This window comes from Aggregicoccus sp. 17bor-14, assembly GCF_009659535.1.
GTDB lineage: Bacteria > Myxococcota > Myxococcia > Myxococcales > Myxococcaceae > Aggregicoccus.
Window position 1 is genome coordinate 200,717 of sequence record NZ_VJZZ01000005.1, and the last position, 23,827, is coordinate 224,543.

Annotated in this window: 19 protein-coding genes; 9 read left to right on the forward strand and 10 right to left on the reverse strand. The window is 73.7% G+C overall.

Features of this window, described 5'->3' with window-relative positions; translation table 11 throughout:
• Nucleotides 1–61 precede the first annotated feature (61 nt).
• The 7 genes from FGE12_RS11815 to FGE12_RS11845 all read left to right on the forward strand — a co-directional run bounded on the left by FGE12_RS11815 (nt 62) and on the right by FGE12_RS11845 (nt 9,084).
• Complete coding sequence (locus FGE12_RS11815) at nt 62–2,764, forward strand: AsmA family protein (protein ID WP_153866527.1); 2,703 nt, start codon at nt 62–64, stop codon at nt 2,762–2,764.
• A gap of 63 nt (nt 2,765–2,827) precedes the next feature.
• The gene (locus FGE12_RS11820; protein ID WP_153866528.1) at nt 2,828–3,784 is read left to right on the forward strand and encodes a CPBP family intramembrane glutamic endopeptidase; all 957 of its coding nucleotides are present in this window, start codon (nt 2,828–2,830) and stop codon (nt 3,782–3,784) included.
• 54 nt (nt 3,785–3,838) lie between these two features.
• Complete coding sequence (locus FGE12_RS11825; RefSeq protein WP_153866529.1) at nt 3,839–4,528, forward strand: AzlC family ABC transporter permease; 690 nt, start codon at nt 3,839–3,841, stop codon at nt 4,526–4,528.
• A complete protein-coding gene (locus FGE12_RS11830) occupies nt 4,525–4,827 on the forward strand; it encodes an AzlD domain-containing protein (RefSeq protein ID WP_153866530.1) in 303 nt (100 codons plus the stop codon). Before FGE12_RS11825 ends, FGE12_RS11830 begins: the two co-directional genes overlap by 4 nt.
• A gap of 206 nt (nt 4,828–5,033) precedes the next feature.
• Nucleotides 5,034–6,083, forward strand: coding sequence for a CBS domain-containing protein (locus tag FGE12_RS11835; protein ID WP_153866531.1), 1,050 nt, complete (start codon nt 5,034–5,036; stop codon nt 6,081–6,083).
• Between the two features lie 5 nt (nt 6,084–6,088).
• Nucleotides 6,089–7,081 (forward strand): ornithine cyclodeaminase family protein, encoded by a 993-nt coding sequence (locus FGE12_RS11840; protein WP_153866532.1) that lies wholly within the window; start codon nt 6,089–6,091, stop codon nt 7,079–7,081.
• A 92-nt stretch (nt 7,082–7,173) separates the two neighbouring features.
• Nucleotides 7,174–9,084 carry an AAA family ATPase gene (locus FGE12_RS11845; protein WP_153866533.1) on the forward strand — a complete coding sequence of 637 codons (1,911 nt, stop codon included), beginning with the start codon at nt 7,174–7,176 and terminating at the stop codon, nt 9,082–9,084.
• 8 nt (nt 9,085–9,092) lie between these two features.
• Here the strand turns inward: FGE12_RS11845 and FGE12_RS11850 are convergent, their stop codons facing one another.
• The 7 genes from FGE12_RS11850 to FGE12_RS11880 form a co-directional block, all read right to left on the reverse strand.
• On the reverse strand, nt 9,093–9,977 hold the full coding sequence (locus FGE12_RS11850; protein ID WP_153866534.1) for a sigma-70 family RNA polymerase sigma factor: 885 nt from the start codon (nt 9,975–9,977) through the stop codon (nt 9,093–9,095).
• A 132-nt stretch (nt 9,978–10,109) separates the two neighbouring features.
• Nucleotides 10,110–10,928 carry a carboxypeptidase regulatory-like domain-containing protein gene (locus FGE12_RS11855; protein WP_153866535.1) on the reverse strand — a complete coding sequence of 273 codons (819 nt, stop codon included), beginning with the start codon at nt 10,926–10,928 and terminating at the stop codon, nt 10,110–10,112.
• Nucleotides 10,929–10,997: 69 nt separating this feature from the next.
• On the reverse strand, nt 10,998–14,120 hold the full coding sequence (locus FGE12_RS11860) for an aminotransferase class I/II-fold pyridoxal phosphate-dependent enzyme (protein WP_153866536.1): 3,123 nt from the start codon (nt 14,118–14,120) through the stop codon (nt 10,998–11,000).
• Nucleotides 14,121–14,231: 111 nt separating this feature from the next.
• Nucleotides 14,232–15,119, reverse strand: coding sequence for a zinc metalloprotease (locus tag FGE12_RS11865; protein WP_153866537.1), 888 nt, complete (start codon nt 15,117–15,119; stop codon nt 14,232–14,234).
• A 264-nt stretch (nt 15,120–15,383) separates the two neighbouring features.
• The gene (locus FGE12_RS11870; RefSeq protein ID WP_153866538.1) at nt 15,384–15,866 is read right to left on the reverse strand and encodes a hypothetical protein; all 483 of its coding nucleotides are present in this window, start codon (nt 15,864–15,866) and stop codon (nt 15,384–15,386) included.
• Between the two features lie 136 nt (nt 15,867–16,002).
• Complete coding sequence (locus tag FGE12_RS11875) at nt 16,003–16,749, reverse strand: zinc metalloprotease (RefSeq protein WP_370458963.1); 747 nt, start codon at nt 16,747–16,749, stop codon at nt 16,003–16,005.
• Between the two features lie 273 nt (nt 16,750–17,022).
• Nucleotides 17,023–17,841 carry an aldo/keto reductase gene (locus tag FGE12_RS11880; protein ID WP_153866540.1) on the reverse strand — a complete coding sequence of 273 codons (819 nt, stop codon included), beginning with the start codon at nt 17,839–17,841 and terminating at the stop codon, nt 17,023–17,025.
• Nucleotides 17,842–18,094: 253 nt separating this feature from the next.
• Here FGE12_RS11880 and FGE12_RS11885 point away from each other — a divergent pair, with 253 nt between their 5' ends.
• Together FGE12_RS11885 and FGE12_RS11890 are read left to right on the forward strand one after the other, a co-directional pair.
• The gene (locus tag FGE12_RS11885) at nt 18,095–19,288 is read left to right on the forward strand and encodes a DUF1615 family protein (protein WP_370458964.1); all 1,194 of its coding nucleotides are present in this window, start codon (nt 18,095–18,097) and stop codon (nt 19,286–19,288) included.
• Nucleotides 19,289–19,449: 161 nt separating this feature from the next.
• Complete coding sequence (locus FGE12_RS11890) at nt 19,450–20,451, forward strand: 3-oxoacyl-ACP synthase III family protein (protein ID WP_153866542.1); 1,002 nt, start codon at nt 19,450–19,452, stop codon at nt 20,449–20,451.
• 20 nt (nt 20,452–20,471) lie between these two features.
• Here FGE12_RS11890 and FGE12_RS11895 read toward each other — a convergent pair whose 3' ends face one another.
• The 3 genes from FGE12_RS11895 to FGE12_RS11905 form a co-directional block, all read right to left on the reverse strand.
• Nucleotides 20,472–21,188 carry a hypothetical protein gene (locus FGE12_RS11895; RefSeq protein ID WP_153866543.1) on the reverse strand — a complete coding sequence of 239 codons (717 nt, stop codon included), beginning with the start codon at nt 21,186–21,188 and terminating at the stop codon, nt 20,472–20,474.
• Between the two features lie 625 nt (nt 21,189–21,813).
• Nucleotides 21,814–22,464, reverse strand: coding sequence for an NADPH-dependent FMN reductase (locus FGE12_RS11900; protein ID WP_153866544.1), 651 nt, complete (start codon nt 22,462–22,464; stop codon nt 21,814–21,816).
• Between the two features lie 18 nt (nt 22,465–22,482).
• Nucleotides 22,483–23,823, reverse strand: coding sequence for a hypothetical protein (locus FGE12_RS11905; RefSeq protein WP_153866545.1), 1,341 nt, complete (start codon nt 23,821–23,823; stop codon nt 22,483–22,485).
• Nucleotides 23,824–23,827: the final 4 nt, after the last annotated feature.

Consider the following 23,827-nt stretch of genomic DNA (forward strand, 5'->3'; position numbering starts at 1 on the left):
TGCCTCCTCGCCCAGCGGGGAGGCAGGGCCCCTGACCTGACGCAGTGGAGGACCTCGCACCATGTCGTCCGAACCCAAGAAGAAGCGCTGGCCCATCGTCCTGGGCGCCATCGTGGCCCTGCTGGTGGCCGTGGTGCTCATCGTGCTCTGGCGCCTGGACGCCATCCTGCTCGACCAGGCGCGCGCCCAGGCCGCCACGCTCTCGCAGCGCCTGGGGCGCCCGGTGCAGGTGGGCGACATCGACACCCAGCTCTTCCCCCACGTGGGCGCCGAGGTGCAGGACGTGGTGGTGGGCGCGGCGGCCGGCGAGGACGCCCCCCTCCTCGAGCTCAAGAGCGTGGACGTGCGGGTGGCGCTGATGCCCGCGCTGCGCTCGCGCGGCAAGGACCTGCAGGTGCTCAACGCCGAGGCCACCGGCCTCACGGTGAACGTCATCCGCCTGCCGGACGGCACCACCAACCTGCAGCGGCTGCAGCAGCGGCTCGCGGAGACCGCGCCGAAGGAGGAGCCGCAGCAGGAGCAGGCTCCCACGGACCTGAGCGGCGTGCGGGTGGACCGTGCGGCCCTCACGGACGGGCGCGTGCGCTTCATCGACCACGGCGCCGGGGCCAAGGCGCGTGAGCTCGCCATCAACGACGTGGACATGGAGCTCAAGGACCTGCGCGTGGGCCAGCCGCTGGACGTGGTGCTCAAGGCGGCGGTGCTCGCGGAGAAGCAGAATCTGGAGCTGCGCCTGCACGCGGCCCCCCTGCCCGCGACCCTCACCCCGGTGCCCGAGCGGCTCGTGCTCAAGGTGGAGCCCATCGACCTCGCGCCGCTCGCGCCCTTCATCTCGCCGGAGGTGGGCTTCCAGGCGGGCCACTTCCAGGCGGACTGGGACGCGCTGCTGGGCGCCGCGGTGCCCGGCGGCAGCGGGCCCACGCGCCTCAAGGGCGGCTTCAAGGCGACGGGGCTGAAGTTCGCCGGCGCGGAAGGGGGCAAGGCCCTGGACGTGGTGCTGGACACCGACGTCACCGGCGACGTGGCCAAGGGTGACCTCGCGCTGGACACGCTGCGCTTCGACCTCGGCCCCGCCGGCATCAACGGCAAGGGCCGGGTGCGCGGGCTGATGAGCCCCACGCCCTCGGTGGAGGGGCTGGAGATCAAGAGCCACGACCTCGACCCCGCGAAGCTCGCCGAGTACTACCCGCCGCTGCGCAAGCAGCTCGCCGGGCAGGTAGCGGGCCCCATCGGGCTGAGCGTGAAGGGCAGCGGCACCCAGGCCGCCCAGGCGCTGGTGGTGGACGTGGACCTCACCCCGGTGCGCCTGCGCATCCCGCTGCAGCTCGCGAAGGACGCGGGCGCCCCCATGCGCCTGAGCGCGAACCTCAGTGGCGCCGCGGCCACCGGCGGCAGCCTGCGCTTCGATGCCACGGCGGACCTCACCGGCGCGGACCTGCGCCCCGGCCTCACCCTGAACAAGGCCCCGGGCCAGCGCATGGACGTGGACGCCAAGGGCACCTACGCGCCCGCGCAGGGCAAGACGCCCCTGCGCGTGGACGTGAGCGCGCTCACCGTGCACCTGCTCGAGGACACGATGACGGGCACCGCGAAGTACGCCCAGGGCGGCACCCCGAAGGCGCCCCGCACCGACTTCGCCGTGGACCTCAAGAGCGCGCACCTGGACGCGGACAAGCTGCTGCTCAAGGAGGAGGAGGCCATCGCGCTCAACGGGGGCAAGCCCCTGCCCGTGCCGGACGACCCCAACCGCTTCCGCGGCATGCACGGGGACATGAAGGTGCAGATCGCCACCCTGCGCATGAGCGGGCTGGACCTCGCGAACGTGCTGGTGCTGGCCAAGATGGACGAGGACCTGTTCAGCGTGCAGAAGCTGAGCGCGGGGCTCGCGGGCGGCACGGTGAGCGCGGACGGCACCTCCATGCACCTGGGCCCCACGCCCGACAAGCGCCCCTTCGACGCGAAGCTGAGCATGAAGAACATCGACCTGGAGAAGGCGCTGCAGATGGTCAGCGACCACAAGGTCATGGGCGGTACCTTCAGCGGCGACGTGAACCTCAAGGGCGTGGGCACCGAGATGAGCGGCCTCACCCAGACGCTCGCCGGCGTCATCCAGGGCGACGTGCTCAACGGCACCTTCTTCGGCAAGGACCTCTTCGCCAGCGTCTCCGAGCCGCTCGCCAAGGCGCTGCCCTTCGCGGGCAAGAAGCTCGAGGACACGGGCGTGACGAAGTTCGGCGAGAAGCTGCCCTTCGGGCTCACCATCGAGCACGGCGTCGCGCAGCTGAGCAAGCCCATCACCTGGACGCGGCCCGAGGGCGGTGTGAACTTCACCGGCGGCATGAAGCTGGACGGCATGCTCAACCTCGCCGGCACGCTGGACTTCGCTCCGGCCGCCATCAACAAGCTCACCCTGGGCAAGGTCACCCCCACCCAGCCCATCCCGCTCTCCCTGAGCGTCACCGGCCCCGCGTGGAAGCCGGAGATCGGCGGGCTGGACGTGAAGCCCGCAGCCAAGGCCATCGCCGTGCAGGCGGCCTCGGGCGTCGCCGGGAAGTTCCTCGGCGAGGAGCGCGCGAAGCAGGTGCAGGACGTGGTGACGGGCGGCGCGGACGCCGCCAAGGCCCAGGCGCAGGCGGAGGCCGAGAAGCGCGCCGCCGAGGAGCGCGCCAAGGCCGAGCAGCGCGCGCGCGAGGAGGCCGACGCCGCGAAGCAGAAGGCCGCCGACGAGGCGAAGAAGAAGCTCAAGGGCCTCTTCGGCAAGTAGCCCGCAGTGCCCCGCCGCGCGCCCCCCGAGCGCGCGCGGCGGGAGTTGGGGCAGGATGGCGCCATGCTCAAGCGCCTGCTGCGCCATCCCCTGGTGTGCCTCGTCGTTACGCTCGTGCTGACGGGTCTGCTCAGCGCGGCGCTCTCGCCCGTCCTGCGCCCGCTGCTGCTGGGGCTCGCGTCGCCGGAGCTGCGCGAGCTGCACCGGCTCTCCGTGGGCCCGCTGCTCTCCGCGCTCTACTGCACGGTGGCGGTGCTCGTCGTGGGGCGCTACCTGCAGCGCGAGCCGCCCGCGAAGCTGGGCTTCTCCCTGCGGCGCTTCTGGCCGCACCTGGGCTGGGGGCTGCTGGTGGGCGCGGGGCTGATGGGCGCCGTGGTGGGGCTCTTCGCGCTGCTCGGCTGGTACCGCGTGGAGGCGACGGGCGAGACGCTGGGCGAGGAGCTGCGCGAGGCAGGCGTGTACCTCTACGCCTTCGCCGCCGTGGCGTACTCGGAGGAGCTGATGGTGCGCGGCATCATCTTCCGCCTGCTGGAGCAGTGGCTCGGCTCCACCGTGGCGCTGCTCGTCTCCAGCGCCCTCTTCGGCGCGGGGCACCTGATGAACCCGGACGCCACGGTGTACTCCTCCGTCGCCATCGCGGTGGAGGCGGGGCTCCTGCTGGGCGCGGCGTACATGCTCACGCGCTCGCTGTGGTTCGCCGTGGGCATCCACTGGGCGTGGAACTGGGTGCAGGGGCCGCTGCTGGGCGTGGACGTGTCCGGCATGAAGATGGACGGCCTGGTGGACAGCGCGCTGGTGGGCCCGGTGGCGTGGACGGGCGGGCCCTTCGGCGCCGAGGGCGGCTACACCGCGGTGCTGCTGTGCACGGCGGCCGGCGTGGCGCTCGCGTGGGCGGCGGCGCGGCGCGGGCAGTGGCTGCCCTTCCTGCACTGGCGCAAGCTGCGGCGCGAGGAGCGCGCGCGCGAGGCGGCGGCCTCCCCGCCTGCGCCCGCGCCCGTGGATCCCTCTCCCGCGGGCTGAGCCCGCATCGAGCGCACGCGCGCGCAGACGGCGGCGTGTAGTGTGCCGCGCGAGATGACCTCCTCCTTCTGGCGCGGCTACCGCGCCACGCTCCCCCTGTGGCTGGGCGCGGCCCCCTTCGGGCTCGCGTACGCGGTGACGGCACGCGCCGCGGGGCTGAGCGTGCGCGACACGCAGCTGATGAGCGTGCTGGTCTACGCGGGCGGCGCGCAGTTCAGCGCGGCGGGGCTCTTCGCCGAGCGCGCCTCGGTGGGGGCGCTGCTCTTCACCACGCTGCTGCTCAACCTGCGCCACGTGCTCTACGGCCTGTCCCTGGGACGGCTCGTCCCCTTCACCCCGGGCGAGCGCGCGCTCGCGGCGCACTTCCTCACGGACGAGACCTACGGCGTGACGGTGGCCGAGCCCCGGCGCGACTTCCGCTTCGTGCTGGGCTCGGGCGCGAGCCTCTTCACCGTGTGGAACGTCTTCACCTTCCTGGGCATCCTCGCCGGCGCGGCCGTGCCCGACCCCGAGCGCCTGGGCGTGGACTTCGTCTTTCCGCTCGCCTTCCTCGCGCTGCTCATCCCCATGCTGCGCGCGCGCACGGAGTGGACCGTCGCGGCGGCTTCCGGCCTCTTCGCGCTCGCGCTCTCGCGGGTGGCGCCCGGGGGCCTGGTGGTGCTGCTCACGGCGGTGGGCGGCGCGCTGCTGGGGGCGGTGCTCTCGCAGGCGAAGCGCCGGCGCGAGCGCGAGGCGCGGCCTTGAGCCCGCTCGCCGTCATCTGCGCCATGGCCGCGCTCACCTACGCCACGCGCTGGGTGGGCCTGCGCTTCAACGACCTGCAGCTGCCGCCCTTCTGGCTCGACTTCCTGCGCTTCGTGCCGGTGTCGGTGTTCACCGCGCTGGTGGTGCCCGCGCTCTCGGGACCGCGGGGGCAGACGCCCGCGCGCGTGCTCGCGGCGGCCGTGGCCGCACTGGTGCTGTGGCGCTTCGGCCGGATGTGGCTGGGGCTCGCGGTGGGGCTCGCCGCCTTCGCTGCCCTTCGCGCGCTGCTCGGCGTGTAGCCCGCGCGGCCCGTCCGGGCAGGGGCGACGCCGCTTATTCCCCTCCGCCGCGTGAAGCGCGCCGCGCGGTGGACGCGCGGCCGGGCCGACCTGCGGCCCTGCAGGCGTCCGCTGCACGCGGGGGCCCTGTGCACTCCGCACCCCTGCGCGCACCTTGTGACGCGCTGTCCCCCCGTCCCCCTCTCCCTCCCCTGGAGCCACGCGCCATGGCGAACCCCAAGAACCCTGACCTCCCCCGTGACAACGCCGACACGAACCGCGGACTGAATGCCGGCAGCGCGGGCTACGACGACGCCTCCAACGGCCGCAGCACGCGCCCGCAGGACACGGCAGGCCGGCAGTCCTACGGCATGACGGGCGGCCTGGGCAGCAGCGGCAGCTCGCAGCGCGACTTCTACCGCGAGGCACTCTCGCGCGGCGTGAACCGCCGCATGGGCCGCGACGACCTGCAGCGCGACTTCCGCGGCGAGTCGCGCCCCTACGATCGCCCCGAGGACTACCGCAGCGAGGGCGTGCGCGGCGAGAACTACGGCCAGGGCAGCAACTATGGCGTGCGCCCCGAGCGCTACGCGGAGATGCAGGGACGCAACGAGGGCTTCCGCGGGCAGGAGACCTACCGCACGGAGGAGTTCCAGCGCGGCGACCTGCAGCGCGGCGACTTCCAGCGCGGCGACTGGCAGCGCGGCAACGAGCGCAACGAGGGCAGCCACATGCCCACCGGGCGCACGATGGCGCTCGCGGCCGCGGGCCTGGGCGCGGTGGGCGCGGGCCTCGGGCTGATGCGCCGCGGGCGCTGGGCGAAGGAGCCCCTGTGCGCGAACGACGTGATGAGCCGCGGCGTGAAGACGGTGATGCCCGAGCACACGCTGCGCGAGGTGGCGCGGCTGATGCGCGAGGAGAACGTGGGCATCGTGCCGGTGACGGACGCGCAGGGAAGGCTGCTCGGCGTGGTGACGGACCGCGACCTCGTGGTGCGCGCGATGAGCGAGGACCGGATGCCCTCGCAGGTGCGCGTCTCGGACATCATGTCCTCCGAGGACCTGGAGGTGGCCACGCCCGAGGACGCGCTCAACGACATCATCGAGCTGATGGGCCGCAAGCAGGTGCGCCGCATCCCGGTGGTGGAGCGCGACAACCGGCTGGTGGGCATCATCGCCATGGGGGACATCGCCACGCGCGCCGAGTTCGACGAGGAGCTGCAGGACGCGCTCGAGCGCATCTCCTCGCGCCGCTCCTTCTGGGCGCGTCTAGGCTAGGGGGCATGGCCCAGCCCTTCCTGCTGCTGAACGAGGCGGACGTGCGGCGCGTGCTCACCCTGGACGCGCTGCTGCCCGCGCTCGCGGAGACGCTCTCCCGCTTCTCCGCGGGCGAGCTCGTGCAGCCGCAGCGCAGCGTGCTCGCGGTGGGCCCTGCGGCCTCCTTCTTCGGGGTGATGCCGGCCTACAGCCCGGCCCCGCCCGCGCTGGGCGCGAAGCTCGTCACCGTGGTGCACGCGAACGCCGCGCGCGGGCTGCCCAGCCACCTCGCCACCGTGCTGCTGCTGGACCCGGACACGGGCGCCCTGCTCGCGCTGCTGGACGGGCGCTACATCACAGAGCTGCGCACCGCGGCCGTCTCGGCCCTCTCCGTGCGCCACCTCGCGGCCGGGCCCGTGCGCACGCTCGCGCTGCTGGGCGCGGGCGTGCAGGCCCAGAGCCACCTGCACGCGCTTTCACACCTCGGCCCGCTCGAGGAGGTGCGGGTGTGGAGCCCGCGCCAGGAGAGCCGCGAGCGCTTCGCCCGCGCGCACGCCGCGGCAGCCGCACCCGGGCGGATGCGCGCGGTGGACAGCGCCGAGGAGGCGGTGCAGGGCGCGCAAGCGGTGGTGCTCGCCACCGCGGCCACCGAGCCCGTGCTGCAGGATGCGTGGGTGGCGCCGGGCGCGCACGTGGTCTCCGTGGGCGCGTGCCGGCCGGCGGAGCGGGAGCTGGATCCCGTGCTCCTCGCGCGCTCGCGCCTCTTCGTGGACTCGCGCACGGCGGCGCTCGCCGAGTCCGGCGACGTGGTGCAGGGCCTGCGCGAGGGGCGCTTCGGCCCCGCGCACCTGAGGGCGGAGCTGGGCGAGGTCATCGGCGGCCGGGCCCCAGGGCGACAGAGCGCCGAGGAGGTCACCGTCTTCAAGTCGCTGGGGCTCGCGGTGGAGGACTTGTGCGCCGCGCAGCTCGCGTACCGGCTCGCCCGGGAGCGGGGGCTGGGCCAGGCGCTGGCGCTCTAACCCCGCGAAAAGAGAGGCCCGGCAGAAATCTTCCAAGGCGGCGTGCGACATTTTCCGGGGGCTCCTGTCACGGCGGGCAGGAGGGAAAATCCATGCCCCACGACGCCTCGCACACCCCCGCCGTCTCCCCCGCTGCCGCCCCGGGCTGGAGGCTCCGCCTGCTCGGCCGCGGTGAGCTGTGGGGCCCCAACGGCCCGGTGCGCCTGGAGCGCAACCAGCTGGTGATGCTCGCGTACCTGGTGCGGGGCCTGCCCACGACCCGGCCCGAGCTCGCCGCGATGCTCTGGCCCAGCGTGCCGGCGGCCACTGCGGGGGCGAACCTGCGCCAGATGCTGCGCCGGCTGCGCCTCGCCTGCGGCGGGCACGAGCTGCTGCAGCAGCTGGAGTGGAACGGGCCGGTGTCGCTCGCGCCCGGGCTGGACGTGGACCTGTGGCACCTGCGCGACGCGGCCCTGGGCCTCAAGCCCGCGGGCGACCTGCTCGCGCACTGCGGGGAGCTGCTCGCGGGGCGCGTGCTGGACGGGGAGCTGGATGCGACGGGGTGGCTGGACGCGATGCGCGTGGAGGCCGAGGGGCGCGTGCGCCGCCTGTGCGAGCGCGAGCTGCAGCGGCTGCAGGACGCGGGCGAGCTGGACGCGGCGCTGGGCGTGGCGGAGCGGTGGGTGCGCGCCGAGGCCACCTCGGAGCGCGCGGCGCGCGCGCTGATGGGGCTGCACGCGGCGCTAGGCAACCGCAGCGCCGCGCTCGCCGTGTACGAGCAGCTCAAGCGCGAGCTCTGCGTGCAGCTGGAGGCCACGCCGGGCCCCGAGACGGCTGCGCTCGCGCAGCGCATCCGCACCCGCGGCGCCGCGAGCGTGCGCCCCGCCGAGGGCGCGGGGGCCGCGGCGCCCCTGCCCGCGGCGCTGCTGCGCCCCGAGCGCCTGGTGGGGCGCGGGGGCGAGTGGCGCGCGCTGGAGGAGGCGTGGGCTGCGGGGCAGGCGGCCTTCCTCGCCGGTGCGCCGGGCGTGGGCAAGAGCCGGCTCGCGGTGGACTTCGCCGCGAGCCGCGGCCCGTGCCTGCGCGTGGGCTGCCAGCCCGGAGAGCGCCCCGTCGCGTTCGCGAGCGCGCTGCGGCTGCTGCGCCAGCTGCGCGCCGAGCGCCCCGGGACGCGCCTTCCCGGGTGGGCGGGCCGCATTCTCGTGCAGCTCGCGCGCGACGCCGGGGGCAGTGCCCCCACCGCGCTCGCCACCTACGAGGCGCTCGCCGCGGCCTTCCGCGCCGCCACGCAAGGGCTCCAGGTGCTGGTGGTGGACGGGCTCGAGCACTGCGACGACGCGAGCCTCGCCTTCCTCGAGTACCTGCTCGGCGAGCGCCCCCCTCCGGGCGCGGGCGAGCCGGTGCGGCTGCTCGCGTGCTGGACGCCGGGCGCGGGCGCCGCGCCGGTGCAGGCGCTGGTCGCGCGCCTCGGCGCCCAGGGCCAGGCGCGCGAGGTGCGCGTGGGCGCCCTCTCGCGCGCAGCAACCCTGGAGCTGCTCGCCTCGCTCGGCCACCCCGGGCTGGGCGCGGCGCAGGCCGAGGCGCTGTGGCGCTACGCGGGTGGAAACCCCTTCCTCCTGCTGCAGGCCCTGCGCGAGCAGGCGCGCGAGCCCGAGGCGTCGCCCTGCGCCCCCGCGCGGCTGCAGGCCCACCTCCAGCCGCGCCTCGCCGCGCTGGGCGCGGAGCTGGGCTCCGAAGGCCTGCACCTGCTGCGCGAGCTGCTGGAGTCCGGCGGCCGCTCGGGCGCGGTGGCGGCAGGCCCGGTGCGCGCGCTGCTCGCGGCGCTCGCCGAGGAGGGGCTGGTGGGGCCGGAGGGCCTCGGGCACGGGGCCCTGTGCCAGGTGGTGGAGGCCGCGTGCGCGGCGCTGCCCCCGCGCCTCCCCCTGCTGCCGGCCGCGAGCGATGCGCCGCCGCGAGCCGCCGCGCCGCTGCGCCCTGCGCGCCGCGCGGGCAAACTCCAGGGCGCACGCACCCAGCTGGCAGGCTGAGCGGGGCGCTAGTCTCCGGAGCCTCCGGGGGCGGGCGTCGAGCGCAGCCAGCGCAGCGTGACGTCCAGCTGGCTGCGCACCTGGCGCAGCACGCTGTCCAGCTCGGGCTCGGACATGCGCCAGCGCTGCTGAAGGCGCGCGCGCGTCTCGTCCAGCAGCGCCTTGCGGCCGCGCACCACCCAACGCGCGGCGGTGGCGCGGTGCACGCCGTAGGTGCGCCCCAGCTGGTCGATGGAGAGCCCGTCCAGGAAGTGCAGCCGCAGCACGTTGCGCTCGTCCACGCCGAGCGCCGCGAGCGCCGCGTCGAAGGCCTCGCGGAACTCGCGCGCGTAGTGCTGCTTGAGGAAACTCAGCTCCGCATCCGGTCCTGCGCGCTGCGCGAGTTCCGCGCTGTCGCTGCCGGCGTCGCGGGCCACGCTGCCGCGTGCCTCGCGCAGGTTCAGCGCGGTGCGCACGGCGGCCACCCGCAGCCAGCGCTCCAGCGGGGCCTGCCCCGCGTAGTCGAGGATGCGCGGCGCGGCGCGCTCGGCGCTCCCCATGAGCAGCCGCTCCAGCAGCGCCTGGCGCACCTCGTCCGCCGGCGCGACCCCGCCCTTGACCGCGTGGCCCACCGCGCGCTGCAGCAGCCGCTCGAGCGCGGCGAGCGCCGCCGGGGCGCCGCGGGCGCAGGCCCACGCGAGGTAGAGGTCTGCGACGTTCAGCGCCGCGAGCGCCTCGGCGCTGCCCCCGGCCGCGTGCCGCGCGAGGTGTGCGCCGAACTCCGCCTCCGGCTCGGGGAGCCCGGGCCAGGCGGCGCGCGCCGCGGCGCACGCGCGCGAGAGCGCCTGCGCGAGGCCGGGCGAGCGCTGTCCGCCCGCGCCGACGAAACCCGCCTCCACGCCTGCGTCGCTCATCCCACCTCACCTGCCCGCGCAGCCAGCCCGACGGGCGGGCCAGGGAGGCCCGGGCGGTGGCAGGCGGCGCGGCGCCGAGGAGGAGTATGCACCAGCCGGACACCTGGCTGCAGGCCTAGCTGGGCGAGCGCCCTAGCGCGAGAGCCACAGCGCCGTCTTCACGAAGGTGCCGCTGTGGCCGCACTGCTCGAAGCCGTCGAACAGCAGCTCGGCGCTCGTGCCGGGCGCCTCGTCCGTGTAGTCCATGCTCACCTTGAGCGGCGTCTTCGAGCCGTCCGTCTCCAGCGCGCTCACCGTCACGGTGTACTGGCCCACCGGAAGGTCCCCCAGCCCGTCCTGCACGCGCGTCTGCTTCACCAGCGTCTGGCCGGTGCTCCCGTCGATGAGCGGCCCGGTGGGCACCAGCGTCACCTCGATGCGCTGCGTGCGCTCCACCCACTCGGGCTCATCCGGGGAGACGTTCACGTGGTTGTCGAACTCGAGCGAGCCGCCCCAGGACTCGCTGCCAATCCCGTCCGGCGCCTCGCCGGAGTCGCCGGTGAGCCTCCAGCGCCAGTTGCGCACCACGCCCTGCGAGGCGTTGAAGGCGTCCAGGTCGCTGTGCTGCGCGGGGGCGAGCCGGATGCAGTAGCGCCGGCCATGGTAGGTGACGGCCTTGTAGGCCTGCGCGTAGTAGGGGTTCGTCTTCGCGTTGAGCTCCACCGAGCGGTACAGCCCCTTCGCGTCGGAGTGGGTCTCCACGTAGCCCTCGAACATCGCGGGCCAGATGGAGACGAGCGCGTCCGCCACCGGCGCGCCCCGCTCGTCCAGCACCTGCCCGGCCACCGTGTTCGCCTCGGCCTTCACCTGCTGCCCGGGCTCGCCGCCGCCGCCCGACCCGCCCGTGTCGTCCCCGCAGGCCACCAGGCCCATCGCCGCCACGCACGCCATCGAAACGCTGCGCCACTTCATGTGTCCTCACCTCCGTAATTCGGTGTGTGAGGACACCCTGACGGGCAGTCGTGACGAGGGCGTTACGGCTCAGTCGCGCAGCTTCTGGGCGAAGGCACGCAGCGCCGCGGCTGCGCGCTCGAGCGGGGCGCGCGGGATGGAGAAGACGGCGCGAACGCGCTGCGGGTCCGAGCACCAGGCGCCGCCGTTGAGCACCACGTGCGTGTGCGCGTACACCTGCGCGGGCAGGTTCTCGGGCGTGAGCCGCACGCCGTCCACCTGCTTTCCCAGCCACGCGTCCATGCGCGGGGCGAGGAAGAGGCCGCCCGCCTCCCGCGCCTCGTCGGGCGCCTGCGCGGGCAGCGCCGCGGCGAGCAGCGCGCGCTTGTCCGCGAGCTCCGCGCGCATGCGGGTGAGGAACTCGCGCACGGCGCGGTGGCGCTCGGGGTGCAGCAGGCGCCCGTCGCCCCCGCGCGCCCAGGCGCCGTAGAGGTGCGCCGCGGCGCGCGCGGTGGCCAGGTGCAGCCTGCCGAGCGTGGCCTCCTGCACGCGCGCGAGCAGCCGCGCGTCGCGCGCCGCGAGCCAGCCCACGCGCAGCCCCCCGGCGGCGAACTCCTTGGAGAGCCCGCCGAGCACCAGGGTGCGCGCTCCGATGCCCGGCACCACCTGCTCCACGGTGACGGGGCTCATCACCGTGTCGGCCGCGCGGTTGCTCAGGTTCACCAGGCCGAAGATCTCGTCGGACACCAGCCACGCGCCCTGCCCCACCACCCAGGTGGCCAGCTCCACCAGCTCCTCGTGGGTGAGGTAGGTGCCCGCGGGGTTGGCCGGCTGCGACACCACCACGACATCCGCAGCGCGGGCGCCCGCGCTGCCGCCGCGCCGCGCGTAGAGCGCCTCGAGCGGCCCCACCTCCACCTCGCAGCCCGCCGCCTCCAGCGTGGGCGGCAGCACGCCGTAGCAGGGGGCGGCGAGGAACACGCGGGGGCTGCGCCCCAGCTGCCGCGCGAGCGCCACGCCCAGGTCGTGCACCAGCGGCCACACCCCTTGCGCGAGCACCAGCTCGCGCGGCGCGTAGCGCAGGCCGCGCGTCTCCAGGAGGAAGGCCGCCACGCCCTCCGCGAGCCCGTGCCCCGCCTCCGGCTCGTGCGGGGCGGCGAGCGCCGCGACGAGGCCCGAGACCAGCGGCGCGGGCAGCGGGCCCTCGTTCTCGCCGTAGTCCAGGCGCACGCGCTCGGGGTCGTCCTCGCGGAACACCCGGGGCGCGAACGCGGGAGCGCCCGCGAGCCGCGCGATGCGCTGCGAGCGCGGCAGGGGCACGGCGGGCTCCGCGCGCGGCGGGACCTCGGGGGCAGGGCCGAAGGAGATGCGGAAGGAGAGCAGGTCCGCGAAGGTGCGCTCGTAGAACCACTGCGCGAGCGTGCTCACGCGGCTGTAGGTGACCTCCGCCACCACCTCCAGGTCCTGGCGCAGCTGCTCGCCCACGGGCAGCAGCAGCGTGAGCTCCAGGTCCGGGTACACCGCGTTCTTGATGAGGCCGTAGAGCACCACCAGGTTCGCGTGGGGGCTCGGCTCGCGCGCGAGGAACTCGAAGAGCGTGCGCGGCTCCACGCCGGAGGTGATGTTGAAGAAGGGGCTCTCGTCGAGCACCACCCGGATGCCGCGGCGCGCGGCCTCGGCGAGGATGTCGCGCAGCGCGGCGAGGTTCGTGCGCTCCGAGGGCTCCACGCTCAGCAGCACCAGCTTCACCGGGAACGCGGTGAGCAGGCGCTTGATCTCCGAGAGCGTGTTGTGGGTCACGGTGACGTGCACCCCCGCCTTCTCCAGGGCGCGCGCGTACACGCCCTGCACGTTGCGGCTCACCAGCACCTCGTCGCCCGCGTCGCAGGTGGCGAGCAGCAGCGCGTACACCGCCTGCTCGCGCTCGGGGGCGACGAAGACCTCGTCCTCGCGCAGCCGCAGGTCGAAGAAGCGCTCGAGGTAGCGCGCGATGAGGCGGCGGAAGGAGGCGTCGCCGGACTCGTGCGCGTACGGCGCCACGGGCGCGTGCGCGAGCCGCTCGGCGAGCGCCGCGACGAAGGAGAGCTGCTCCTGCCCTGCGTGCGCGAGGTCCAGCTCCGCGAGCAGGCTCTCCAGGCCCAGCGCCCGCAGCGCGCGCCGCAGCGCGAGCGCCTCGCGTGGCAGGGCGGGCCGCGCCTCCCACACCGCCACCTCGTGCCAGATGGGGTTGCCGGCCGCGAGCCAGCCCAGGGCGGTGGCCGCGCGGATGGGCTCCGCGCTGTGCGCCTGCATGAAGAACTCGAACTCGCGCCCCGTGCGCTGCTCGAGCGCCACCAGCGGGCGGATGTCCGTGTCCGCCGCCTGCATCACCCGGCGCGCCACCTGCACGTGGGTGCGAAAGCCCCGGCGGCTGAACATGCGCTCGATGATGCGGTGGCCCGGGCGCCCCGCCAGGTTGAGCAGCAGCCGCCCGCCGGGCGCGAGGCGCTCGGGCGCCTCGTCCAGCAGCCGCGCGATGAGCCCCAGCCCGAAGTGGTCCTCGTACACGTTCTGCACGGCGCAGTAGTTGGACAGGTCGTAGAGCGCCTGCGCGTCGTGCGCGTCCGGCGCCAGCGCATCCAGTCCGGGAGCGAGCGCGGGCGGCAGCCCCTCGCTGCGCAGCACCTGCGGGATGCAGCCCACCACGAAGTCCCAGCCCTCGCTCACGGACACGTCGCGCAACAGGTCGCTCTGCGCGAAGGAGAGGCGCTCCACGAGCGCCGCGTCGCCGTTGAGCCAGGCGTTGAGCCGCGCCACCACGGGCGCCTGCGGGTTCAGGTCCACGCCGTGCACGCGCGAGAGCGCGGTGAAGCGTGCGAGCGCGATGCAGATCCACCCCGAGCCCGACCCCACCTCGACGAGCCGCTTGCCCGCGTACTCGTCCAGCGGGACCTTCAGCAGCCCCTCGAGGAAGGTGTAGGCCCAGGCCTCGGGCGCGAAGATGGAGGGCAGCAGCAGCAGCTCGAGCCGCTCCTGCGAGGCGCCCACCGCGACCACCACCGTGGCGAGCCGCAGGGGCGCGCCCTCGGGCGCCCCGCGCGCGGCCTCCGCGAGCGCGCGCAGCGCCTCGAGCGCCGCGTCCCGCTCCTCGCCGGGTGCAGCGCGCTGCAGCCGCTGGTCGAGCTGCTGCAGCAGGAGGAAGGCATCGCGGGGGCTCTGGGGCAGGCGCGTCATGGGAGGGGACGCAGCTTGCCACCGGAAAAGGGACGCCGGGGCTCCGGCGTGCACGCGAGTGTGCACGGCAGAGGCCCCGGCGTCGGGTGCTGCGGAGCTTCGCGCTACCGGCTAGCGGTAGGTCGCGCCCATCGAGTCCGCGCGGGTGATCTGGCCCGCGCTGAACGTGTTCATGCAGCTGTCGTAGGTGTAGTCCATGAAGTTGGTGATGGGGTCCAGACCGCCGCCCGCGCAGGTGTCGCGGCCGGAGGGGCAGCCCGAGGCGGGAGAGGCCTCGGCCGGGGTGTCGCTCACCTCGTCACCGGGCGCCGCGCAGCCGCCCTGGAAGGTGTGCCAGAGGCCGACCCAGTGGCCGACCTCGTGGGTGGCCGTGTCGCCCTCGTTGTAGTTGGTGGCGGTGCCGCCGGGGACGCTCGAGAAGAGCATCACCACGCCGTCCATGGTGGGGTTGCTCGCGTAGTCCCAGGGGAAGGTGGACCAGCCCAGCAGGCCGCCGCCGAGGTTCGCGGTGTAGAGGTTCAGCGCGTTGGCGCCGCCCTTGCGCAGCGCCGCCTTCATCTGCTGCTCGTTGCGGCTGCCCTGGCGCACCGTGTACCACTTGGAGTTCGTGGTGCGGTCGGTGGACACGAGCGAGAACTTGTAGGGCGTGCTCGCGTACGCCGCGTTGAGCACGTTGATCTGCGCGGTGATCTGCGAGTCCGGGATGTTGCCCGCGGAGATGCTCGTGCCGTTGTTGATGACGTGGAAGTAGACCGGGATGGTCACCGAGCCGGCGGTGCGCATCGCGTGCACCTTGTTCGCGGCGTCCAGCTGGAAGCGGCTCTGGATGGCCGCCTGCTCCTCGGCGGTCGGGGTGGGGGTCGCACAGCCGCGGTGCAGCTCGGCGGACTGCTCGGCGCTGGTGCCGCTGTCATCGCTGCTCATGTCCGGGGCCTCGCCGCAGCCGGCGAGGAAGGTCAGGCTGCCCACCACTGCGATCACTGCATTGCGCACGTTCATTCCCAGTCCTTTGTCCAGGGGGAGGGACGCAGGTTGGGCAGTCATGCGGGCGAGTGCAAGGCCCCAGAAGCGCCATTTCTTGGTGCACCAATGACGCGCCCGGTCGGGTGGGTGATGAACGGCGCAAGCGTGCGGAATGGCGGCAGGAACACGCACAGCGTGGGCAGGCAGGCGAGGGGCGCAAGCTGCCGGAATCGCTCAGCGGGCAGGCGCACGGGCGCCCCCGCCAGCGGAACGACTTACAGCCCTGCTGGAAGCAGCACCCTAGTGCGCCGTGTCCACGAGCAGCTGCGGCACGCGGGTGCCGGGCGCCACCGGGGCGAGCGTGAGGCGCAGGTTCTCGCGCACCAGGTGGTCCTCGCCGAAGTGCAGCGGCGGGCCCTCCGCGCTCGCGAGCCCCACGGCGTCGTTCTTCGCGTCGAAGGCGACGGCGCACACGTAGCCCTGGGTGCCGCGGGCCTGCCAGAACTTCAGGTAGAAGTCCGCCTGCGGCGGCGCCTCCACCTCCACCTGCGAGATGAGGCTGGGGGCGGTGAGCGCCTCGGCGCAGGGCGTGGCGCTGATGAAGGCGACGCGGCGCGCGGCGGCCATGGGCTGCTCGAGCTTGCCGCTCACCTCCGCCATCGTGTTCGCGGGGTCCACCCAGCGCAGCTTCTCCGACTTCGCGCCCGCGTCGGGCGCAGATGCGCCGCGCGAGCAGGCGGTGAGAGCGAGGAGGGAGAGCAGCGGGAGGCCACGGGCGCGCATGTGCATGAGGACCACCGAAGGGAGCACGAAGAGAAGCACGGTGAAACGGACAGCGCCGGAGCCACCCGGGACTTCACGGGGCAGCTCCGGCGCCGAGACTACGACGTCACGACCTCAGGGAGACGCTGCCGCGAGACTAGCGGTAGGTCAGGCCCTGCGAGTCCATGCGGCTGATCTGACCCGCGCTGAAGCGGTTCATGCAGCTGTCGTAGGTGTAGTCCATGAAGTTGGTGATGGGGTCCACGCCCGAGGTGGAGCAGGTGTCGCGGCCCGTGGGGCAGCCGGACGCGGGCGAGGCCTCGGCCGGGGTGTCGCTCACGCTGTCGCCGGGGCTGGCGCAGCCGCCCTGGAACGTGTGGTACAGGCCGACCCAGTGACCCACCTCGTGGGTGGCCGTGTCGCCGAGGTTGTAGTTGGTGGCGCTGCCGCCGGGCACGCTCGAGTAGAGGATGACCACGCCGTCCATGGACGGGTCCGAGGTGTAGCTGGAGGGGAAGGTGGCCCAGCCCAGCAGGCCGCCGCCGAGGTTCCAGCTGTAGAGGTTCAGCGCGTTCTTGCCGCCCTTGCGCAGCGTGGTCTTGATGGTGCGCTCGGTGCTGCTGCCCTGCGCGGCCGAGAACCACGTGGAGTTGGTGGTGCGGTCGGTGGAGATGAGCGTGAAGTAGTACGGGGTGTTCGCGTACGCGGCGTTCAGCACGTTCATCTGGTTGCTGATCATCGTGGAGGTGATGTCGCCGTTGGACACGCCCGTGCCGCGGTTGATCACGTGGAAGTACACCGGGATCTGGACGGTGCCCGCGGTGCGCATCGCGTGCACCTTGTTCGCGCTGTCCGCCTGGAAGCGCGCCTCCATCTCCGCCTGCTCCTGCTCGGTCGGGGTCACGCCGCAGCCGCGGTGAAGCTCCGCGCTCTGCTCCGCAACCTCAGACTCGGCAGGGTCCATCTGCTCGCCGCAACCGGCGAGGAAAACGAGGGAACCGATCACTGCGGCCATACGACGCTTCGTCACAACGCTGCGAGTGTGCATGCCAGCTCCTTGTCCGGGGAGGCGGGCGCACGGTGAAGGGTTATGTGCGGAAGTGCAAGAGGGGATGAGCGGATTTCATTGGAGCACCGATGACGCAGGCCGCTGGCGCGGAGCGTCGCACCGGGCGCGCTAGAGCCCCAGTGCCCCGAGGATGCGCGCGCGCTGGGCGGCGTCCGGCAGGGGCCCGCGGCCCGCGGCGAGGTTGTCCTCCAGGTGGGCCGGGTTGGAGGTGGCCGGCAGGGGGCAGTTCACCGCGGGGTGGCCGAGGAGGAACTTGAGGAAGAGCTGCGCCCAGCTCTCGCACTGCAGCTCGGCGCGGGCCCACTCGGGCACGGGCGTGCCGCGCATGCGGCGCAGCAGCTCGCCGCCCTCGAAGGGGCGCATCACCAGCACCGCGGTGCCGGTGTCCTGCGCCGCCGGCAGCAGCCGCGCCTCCGCCTCGCGCACGCCGACGCTGTAGGGCAGCTGGATGAAGTCCAAATGCTCGGTGCGCAGGAGCCGCTCCAGCTGCGCGAAGGCGCTCAGCTGGTAGTGCGTGACGCCCACGTAGCGGATGCGGCCCTGGGCCTTGAGCTCGCGCAGGGTGGCGAGCTGCACCTCCCAGTCGAGCAGGTTGTGCACCTGCACCAGGTCCAGTGCGCCCATGAGGCGCTCGGAGGTCTCGATCTGCGCGCGCCCCGCCTCCTTCCCGCTCGTCCACACCTTCGTCGCGAGGAAGGCCTCCTGTGCGCGGCCGAGCTGCCGCAGCTCCTCGCCCACCACCGCTTCGGCGCGCCCGTACATGGGCGAGGAGTCCACCAGCCGCCCGCCGGCGTCGAGGAAGCGCGTGAGCACCGCGCGCAGCGGCTCGCGCTCGGCGGACGTGGCGCCCACGTCGAAGGTCTGCCAGGTGCCCAGCCCGAGGACGGGCAGCGGCTCGCGGGTGCGCGGAATGGGGCGGGTGAGCATGGGCCGGGGCCTTCCGAGGCGAACGAGGGGCACGGCGGCCGCGGCGCCGAGCAGGGCGCGGCGCGAGAGAGGAGGGAGTGGAGCCATGTGCGCGAGGCCTCCGCAGCCCACAATCTGGCGCATGATGGGGCGCATGGCCCCTCCCACGACCCGCCGACGCCGGCCCGCCCGCCCTGCGCAGGAGCGAGCAGCGCCCGCACGCGCGGTGCGAGGCGCGGGGCCCGCGCGCGGTTGTGCTCGCGTGACCTCCCGCGTGCGCCCTCCCCTGCTGCTCACCGCCCTGGCGTGCGCGCTGCTCGCCTGCGCGCGCGGCGGCACGCGCGAGCCCCCTCCCCTGCCCCGCCTCACCGCCGAGCTGGCCGCGCGGCTGCTCCCGCCCCGCGTGCCGGCGGCCGAGCGCGAGGGCTGGTCGCGCGACGTGCTCGCGGCGCTCGATGCGCACGAGCTGCCGCCGGACGCGCCGCACCTGTGCGGGGTGTTCGCGATCATCGAGCAGGAGAGCGGCTTCCAGGCGAACCCCGTGGTGCCGGAGCTGCCGCGCATCGTGCGCGAGGGGCTGGAGGCGAAGGCGAAGAAGCTGGGCCCGCTGGGCCGCCCCGCGCTGGAGCGGATGCTCGCGGGCAAGGCGCCGGGCCAGAGCCTCACCTTCGCGCAGCGCCTGGAGCGCGTGCGCACCGAGCGCGACCTGGACCTCGTGTTCCGCGAGCTGCTCGAGTACCACCGCCACGCGCACCCCTTCACCTTCGGCGCGGCCAACGTCCTCAACGCGCTCTTCGGCTCGCAGTCCTTCGAGGACATGAACCCCATCACCACCGCCGGCTCCATGCAGGTGAGCGTGCGCTGGGCGCAGGAGCTCGCCGAGCAGCGCCACCAGTCCACCGACACGGTGCGCGACGAGCTCTACACGCGCCACGGCGGCGTCTTCTACGGCACCGCGCGCCTGTGGGGCTACGAGGCCGCGTACGCCGAGCCCCTCTACCGCTTCGCGGACTACAACGCGGGGCCCTACAGCAGCCGCAACGCCGCGCTGCAGGCGCAGCTCAACACCCTGCTCGGGCTGCAGCTGCTGGAGGACGGCGACCTGCTCGCGTACGACGTGGATGGGCGCCCCTCGCGCGAGGACTCGCGCACCCTGCTGGCCTTCGTCGCCTTCGCGCGCCGCTTCGCCCCCTCCACCCTGAGCGAGGGGCGCGTGCGCCGTGACCTCGAGCGCGAGAAGACGCGCGAGCTGGAGGAGACCGAGACCTGGCGCACGCTCAAGGCCGTGTACGCCCGCATCCAGGGCGAGCCCGCGCCGTACGCGCAGCTGCCCGACGTGAGCCTCAAGAGCCCCAAGCTGAAGCAGGAGCGCAGCACCGCCTGGTTCGCCCGCAGCGTGGACACGCGCTACGCCGCCTGCCAGGAGCGCTACCGCGCGCTGGGCAACGTGCACACCGCATCACGCTGAGAGGGGCCGCGTCCGCTCGTGACGCGCCGCACCGCGCGCACTGCGTCATGTGCAGATATGCGGAACGAGGTGCCGAAGGCCCGCAGGCCCGGCTGCTTCCGCGAAAAAAATGCGCAGGGCCGTGGCAGAGCCCTGACGTGGCGCGGGTTAGGGGTGGACTCATGTACCTCCACGCACTCGGCCACTTCCACCCGGAGACGCTGCTCACCAACGACTTCCTCCAGGATCTCGGCCTCGACACGAACGACGCCTGGATCACGGAGCGCGTGGGCATCCGCGCGCGCCACACGGTGCTGCCGCTGGACTACATCCGCGAGACGCGCAACCGCGACGTGCGCGGCGCGCTCGAGGCGGCGCAGTACACGAACGCCGAGACGGGCGAGCGCGCGGCGCGCATGGCGCTCGAGCGCGCGGGGCGCAGCGTGAAGGACGTGGGCATGGTGATCTCCGGCGGCTGCTCCGCGGACGAGTGCATCCCGGCGGAGGCCTGCCGCATCGCGGAGCGCCTGGGCATCGAGGCGCCCAGCCTGGACATCAACGCCGCCTGCTCGTCGTTCGGCGCGCAGCTGCACTTCCTCACCGGCATGCGCGAGGAGCGGCTGCCGGACTTCATCCTCGTGGTGAACCCCGAGAACAGCACCCGCGTGGTGGACTACTCGGACCGCAGCAGCTGCGTGCTGTGGGGCGACGGCACCAGCGCCGCGCTGCTCAGCCCGCGCATCCCCGGCCCCTGGCGCATCACCCAGACGCTGCTGGGCGGCGACCCCTCCGGCGCGGACAAGGTGAAGGTGCCGCGCGCGGGGCACTTCACCCAGCAGGGCAGCGCCGTGCAGACCTTCGCCATCAAGCGCGCCACCGAGACCTTCCTCGCGCTGCGCTCGCACTGGCTCTCCGCCGTCCCGGGCCGCAGCCCCGCGGACCTGAGCCTCATCGGCCACCAGGCGAACCTGCGCATGCTCGAGGCCGTGCAGCGGCGCACCGAGACCCCGGACGCGCGCCACTTCTTCAACGTGGACCGGCGCGGCAACTGCGGCGCCTCGGGCGCCCCCACCGTGCTCAGCGAGAACTGGGACAACCCCGCCCTGGGCGACTCCGTGGCGCTCGCCGTGGTGGGCAGCGGCCTCACCTGGGCCGGCGCCCTGCTCGAGCGCTGCCGCAACTAGGTTGCAAGAGCGGCCTGGCGCTAGGGGAACAGCACGATGCGCACGCCGACGTTGAGCCAGCCGTGCACCGCCTTGTCGGCGATGTGGGTCTTGCGACTCACGTCGCCGGGCGAATGCTCCGTCAGCGTGTCGTAGCGCCCCAGCGCGAGCTCCGCGTACGGCCCCACGCCGAAGCCCGTGGGCAGGCGGAAGTCCACGCCCCCCATCAGCCGCGCGAAGTCCCAGCCCACGGCGGTCGAGGTGGCGTCACCCCGCGCGGTGCTCACCGCGACCCCGCTGCCCTCCACCCCGGCGCCGTAGCCCAGCCAGGGGTTCACCTTCGCCGCGGGCGCGAGGTTGTACTGGGCGAGCACGCCGAGCCGGAACGAGTACCCCACGCACTCCACGTCCACCCCGGAGCAGGCGAGGTCGAAGCGGCGCCCTGCGCCCCCGAGGCCCAGCCCGGCGTAGCCGCCCAGGAAAAAGTGGCCGCCGATCTTCCCGCCCACGTCGAGCGTCAGGGGCACCTGCGCGTCGAAGCTGTCCGAGAGCGAGTCTCCGCCGGCGGCCGTCGCCTTTCCCAGCGGCGCCGCGATTCCCGTGCGCACCGCCATCTGGAAGCCGGAGTGTGCGGGCGGAGCGCGCCGGGGCGCGGGCGCGGGCTGCGGGGGCGGGCTGGCCACGGGCTTGGTCTGCGCGGCGGCAGCGGAGGCATGGAGCAGCAGGGCGAGGGTGCCGGCGAGCGCGAGGCGGAGCATGGAGTCCCCTGGGCAGTGGATACGGCCTTCGGAGCGCGTGTACCCACTTCCCGCCCCGCTCGCAATCGCCCTGCCCGGCGCAGGAGCACGCGTTCCAGTGCGTGCCCTCGCTGATGCAGCGGCAGGCAACTTCGCTCGCGAGTGCGCATGCTGCGTCTCCTCGTGCCTCGGTTCCTGCACGAAGCGCTGGCTTGCCGGTGGGGGCGTCAGGGCTGGAGGGGTGACGAGGCGCTGCGGCCCTTTGCGGTGGGGCGTTGCCGGTCCGCGAGGCTCAGGGGTGACGCGCCGGCGCTCGGCTCATGGCGCCGCTTCACTCTGTGTGCGTGCCCCCTCTGGAGCGGACGGCTGGCTCGCGCAAAAACGTAAAATAGGATTTTACCTTTTTGCATCACGCGCCGGTCCGCGCCCGGGAGGGGCGTCTCCTTTCGAGACAGCCGTCCCACGCGCCGTGGACGGCTTCACCCATCTGGAGAAGCCCCGTTCCCTACCCAGCCCCTCCTTCTCGAGGCCGTGCCCCTCGCGCCACTCTCGCGCGTCCCGCGAGTCCCATCGGCGCCCCAGGCCACGGCGCAGCACCGCCGAGCCATGCCTGAGGTGGACTGACGCACGCATGCGCGGAGGGGGCTCAGCCCCGCTTGGGCTGAATCTTCGACTCCTCCTCCAGCGCCTCCTGGATGCGCGCGCGGCGCTCCTGGTCCTTCGGCGCCGTCGCGCTGCCGGTGATGCAGGCCACCGCCTCCGCGAGGCGCAGGAAGCCGCCGAGCTCCTTGCGCAGGCGCTCGGCGAGCGCCGGCTCCTTCAGGTCCCCGCCCTCCGTGAAGGCGGCGCTCGCCTCGGCCAGCGCGAACATGTCCGGGAACACCAGCGAGCCGCAGCCCTCGAGCGGAATGCGCGTCTGCCACAGCCCGCGGATGCCGCCGATGCGGCCCGGAGAGGCGGCCAGCAGGTAGACGCTGCGGCCGCGCCAGGGCATGGGGCGCGCGCGCGACACCCAGTCGATCGCGTTCTTGAGCAGCCCCGAGATGGAGTAGTTGTACTCGGGGCTCGCGATGAGCAGCGCGTCGGCGGCCTCGATGCGCCGCTTGAGCAGCAGCGCCCCCGCGGGCAGGCCGTGCGCCTCGTTGAGGTCGCCGTCGTACAGCGGCATGTCGAACTCGCGGAAGCGGGCGAGGTCCACCTCCGCGCCCGCCTCGCGCGCGATGCGCGCCGCGAGCTCCACGAGCCGGTGGTTGAGCGAGGCCTGCCGCAGCGAGGCGGCGAACGCGAGCACCCTCATGGCGGTGCGCTCCTTTCGTCAGAGCAGGATGTCCACGCCGAGCGACAGCGTCGTGCCGGTCTGCCCGCCGGTGTAGAAGCCGAAGCTCGAGCCGGTGGGGCTCTTCTCCACGTGGATGACGTGCAGGTTGAGGCGCACGCTGCGCGCGTCGAAGGGGAAGTAGCTCAGGCCTCCGAGCACCTCCCAGGGGTGGCGCTGGAAGTCGTCGAACACGTACGAGGCCGAGCCGTAGAGGCCGAGCTTCTTCGGCAGCAGCATGTGCATCGCCTGCACGGTGAAGCCGTGGTCGAAGATCTCGTCGATCGGCAGCGGCCCCGTGGCGACGAAGTCGTTGAGCCAGCGGAAGAAGTACTCCGCCTGCAGCGTGAAGCCCCGGTACTTCATCGCGGCGTCGATGGCCCAGTCCTGGTACGTCCCCTTCTGCACCGTGACGCCGTCCGCGAGCGCGCCCTCCTCGAAGAGCAGGAGCCCGTCCGAGATGCGGATCTGGGTCGCGTTGGGGGCGAGCCCCAGCTGGCTCGCGCGGTCCTCGCGCGCGTGGCCCGCGGACATGCCGAAGCGGGTGGCGAGCCTCGGGTGCTCCTCGAAGTCCGCCATGCCGCCGCGCTGCCCGAACTCCCCCGTGGTGGGCATCCACCAGAAGGTGCCGCTGAAGGCCAGGTCGCGCGTGTCGTTGCTCGCGGTGATGCCGAGCTGGCTCAGGTTGGTGTTGACGGACACCGTGTAAAAGAAGCGCGGCAGGAGCTCGCCCTTGAGCCACGCGCCCGAGGAGAAGCCGCCGCGGAAGAACTCCTCGCCCATCACCCGGTCGCTCGAGAGCCAGAAGGGGTGCGAGCCGGACATGGAGCGCGCAGTGAGGTTCGGCCCGATGCCCACCCCCAGCGTGAGCGCCCGGTTGAACCTGTACTGCATGTTGCCGAAGAGCAGCGTCTGCTGCGTGCTGGGCAGGGACCACAGCGTGACCACGTAGATGAAGCGCGGGTTGAGCGCGAAGCCCGAGAACCACACCATGGTGCGGTGCCAGTTGAGGTCGTTGCGCGTCTTGATGACCCGCTCGCGCCCCAGGTGGTCCGTGAAGGTCTGCTGGGCGGGCAGCTGGTTCACGTAGCGGAACAGCCCGTACATGCTGATGTTCAGGCTGCCCCAGTCGCTCTTGAGCAGGTCGAAGCCCTTGCTCGGGGTGAACTCGCCGGCAATCGCGTTGCCTGCCGGCGAGAGGTCCTCCTTGGGCTTCTGCGCCTCCGGCGGGGCCTCCACCTTGCCGGGGTCCACCTCCGCCTGGTCCTGCGCCCACGCGGCCGCCGGGAGCAGGAGCAGGGCGAGCAGGAGCCCGCGCCGGTGCGTGTGTCGCGTCTGCATCGCC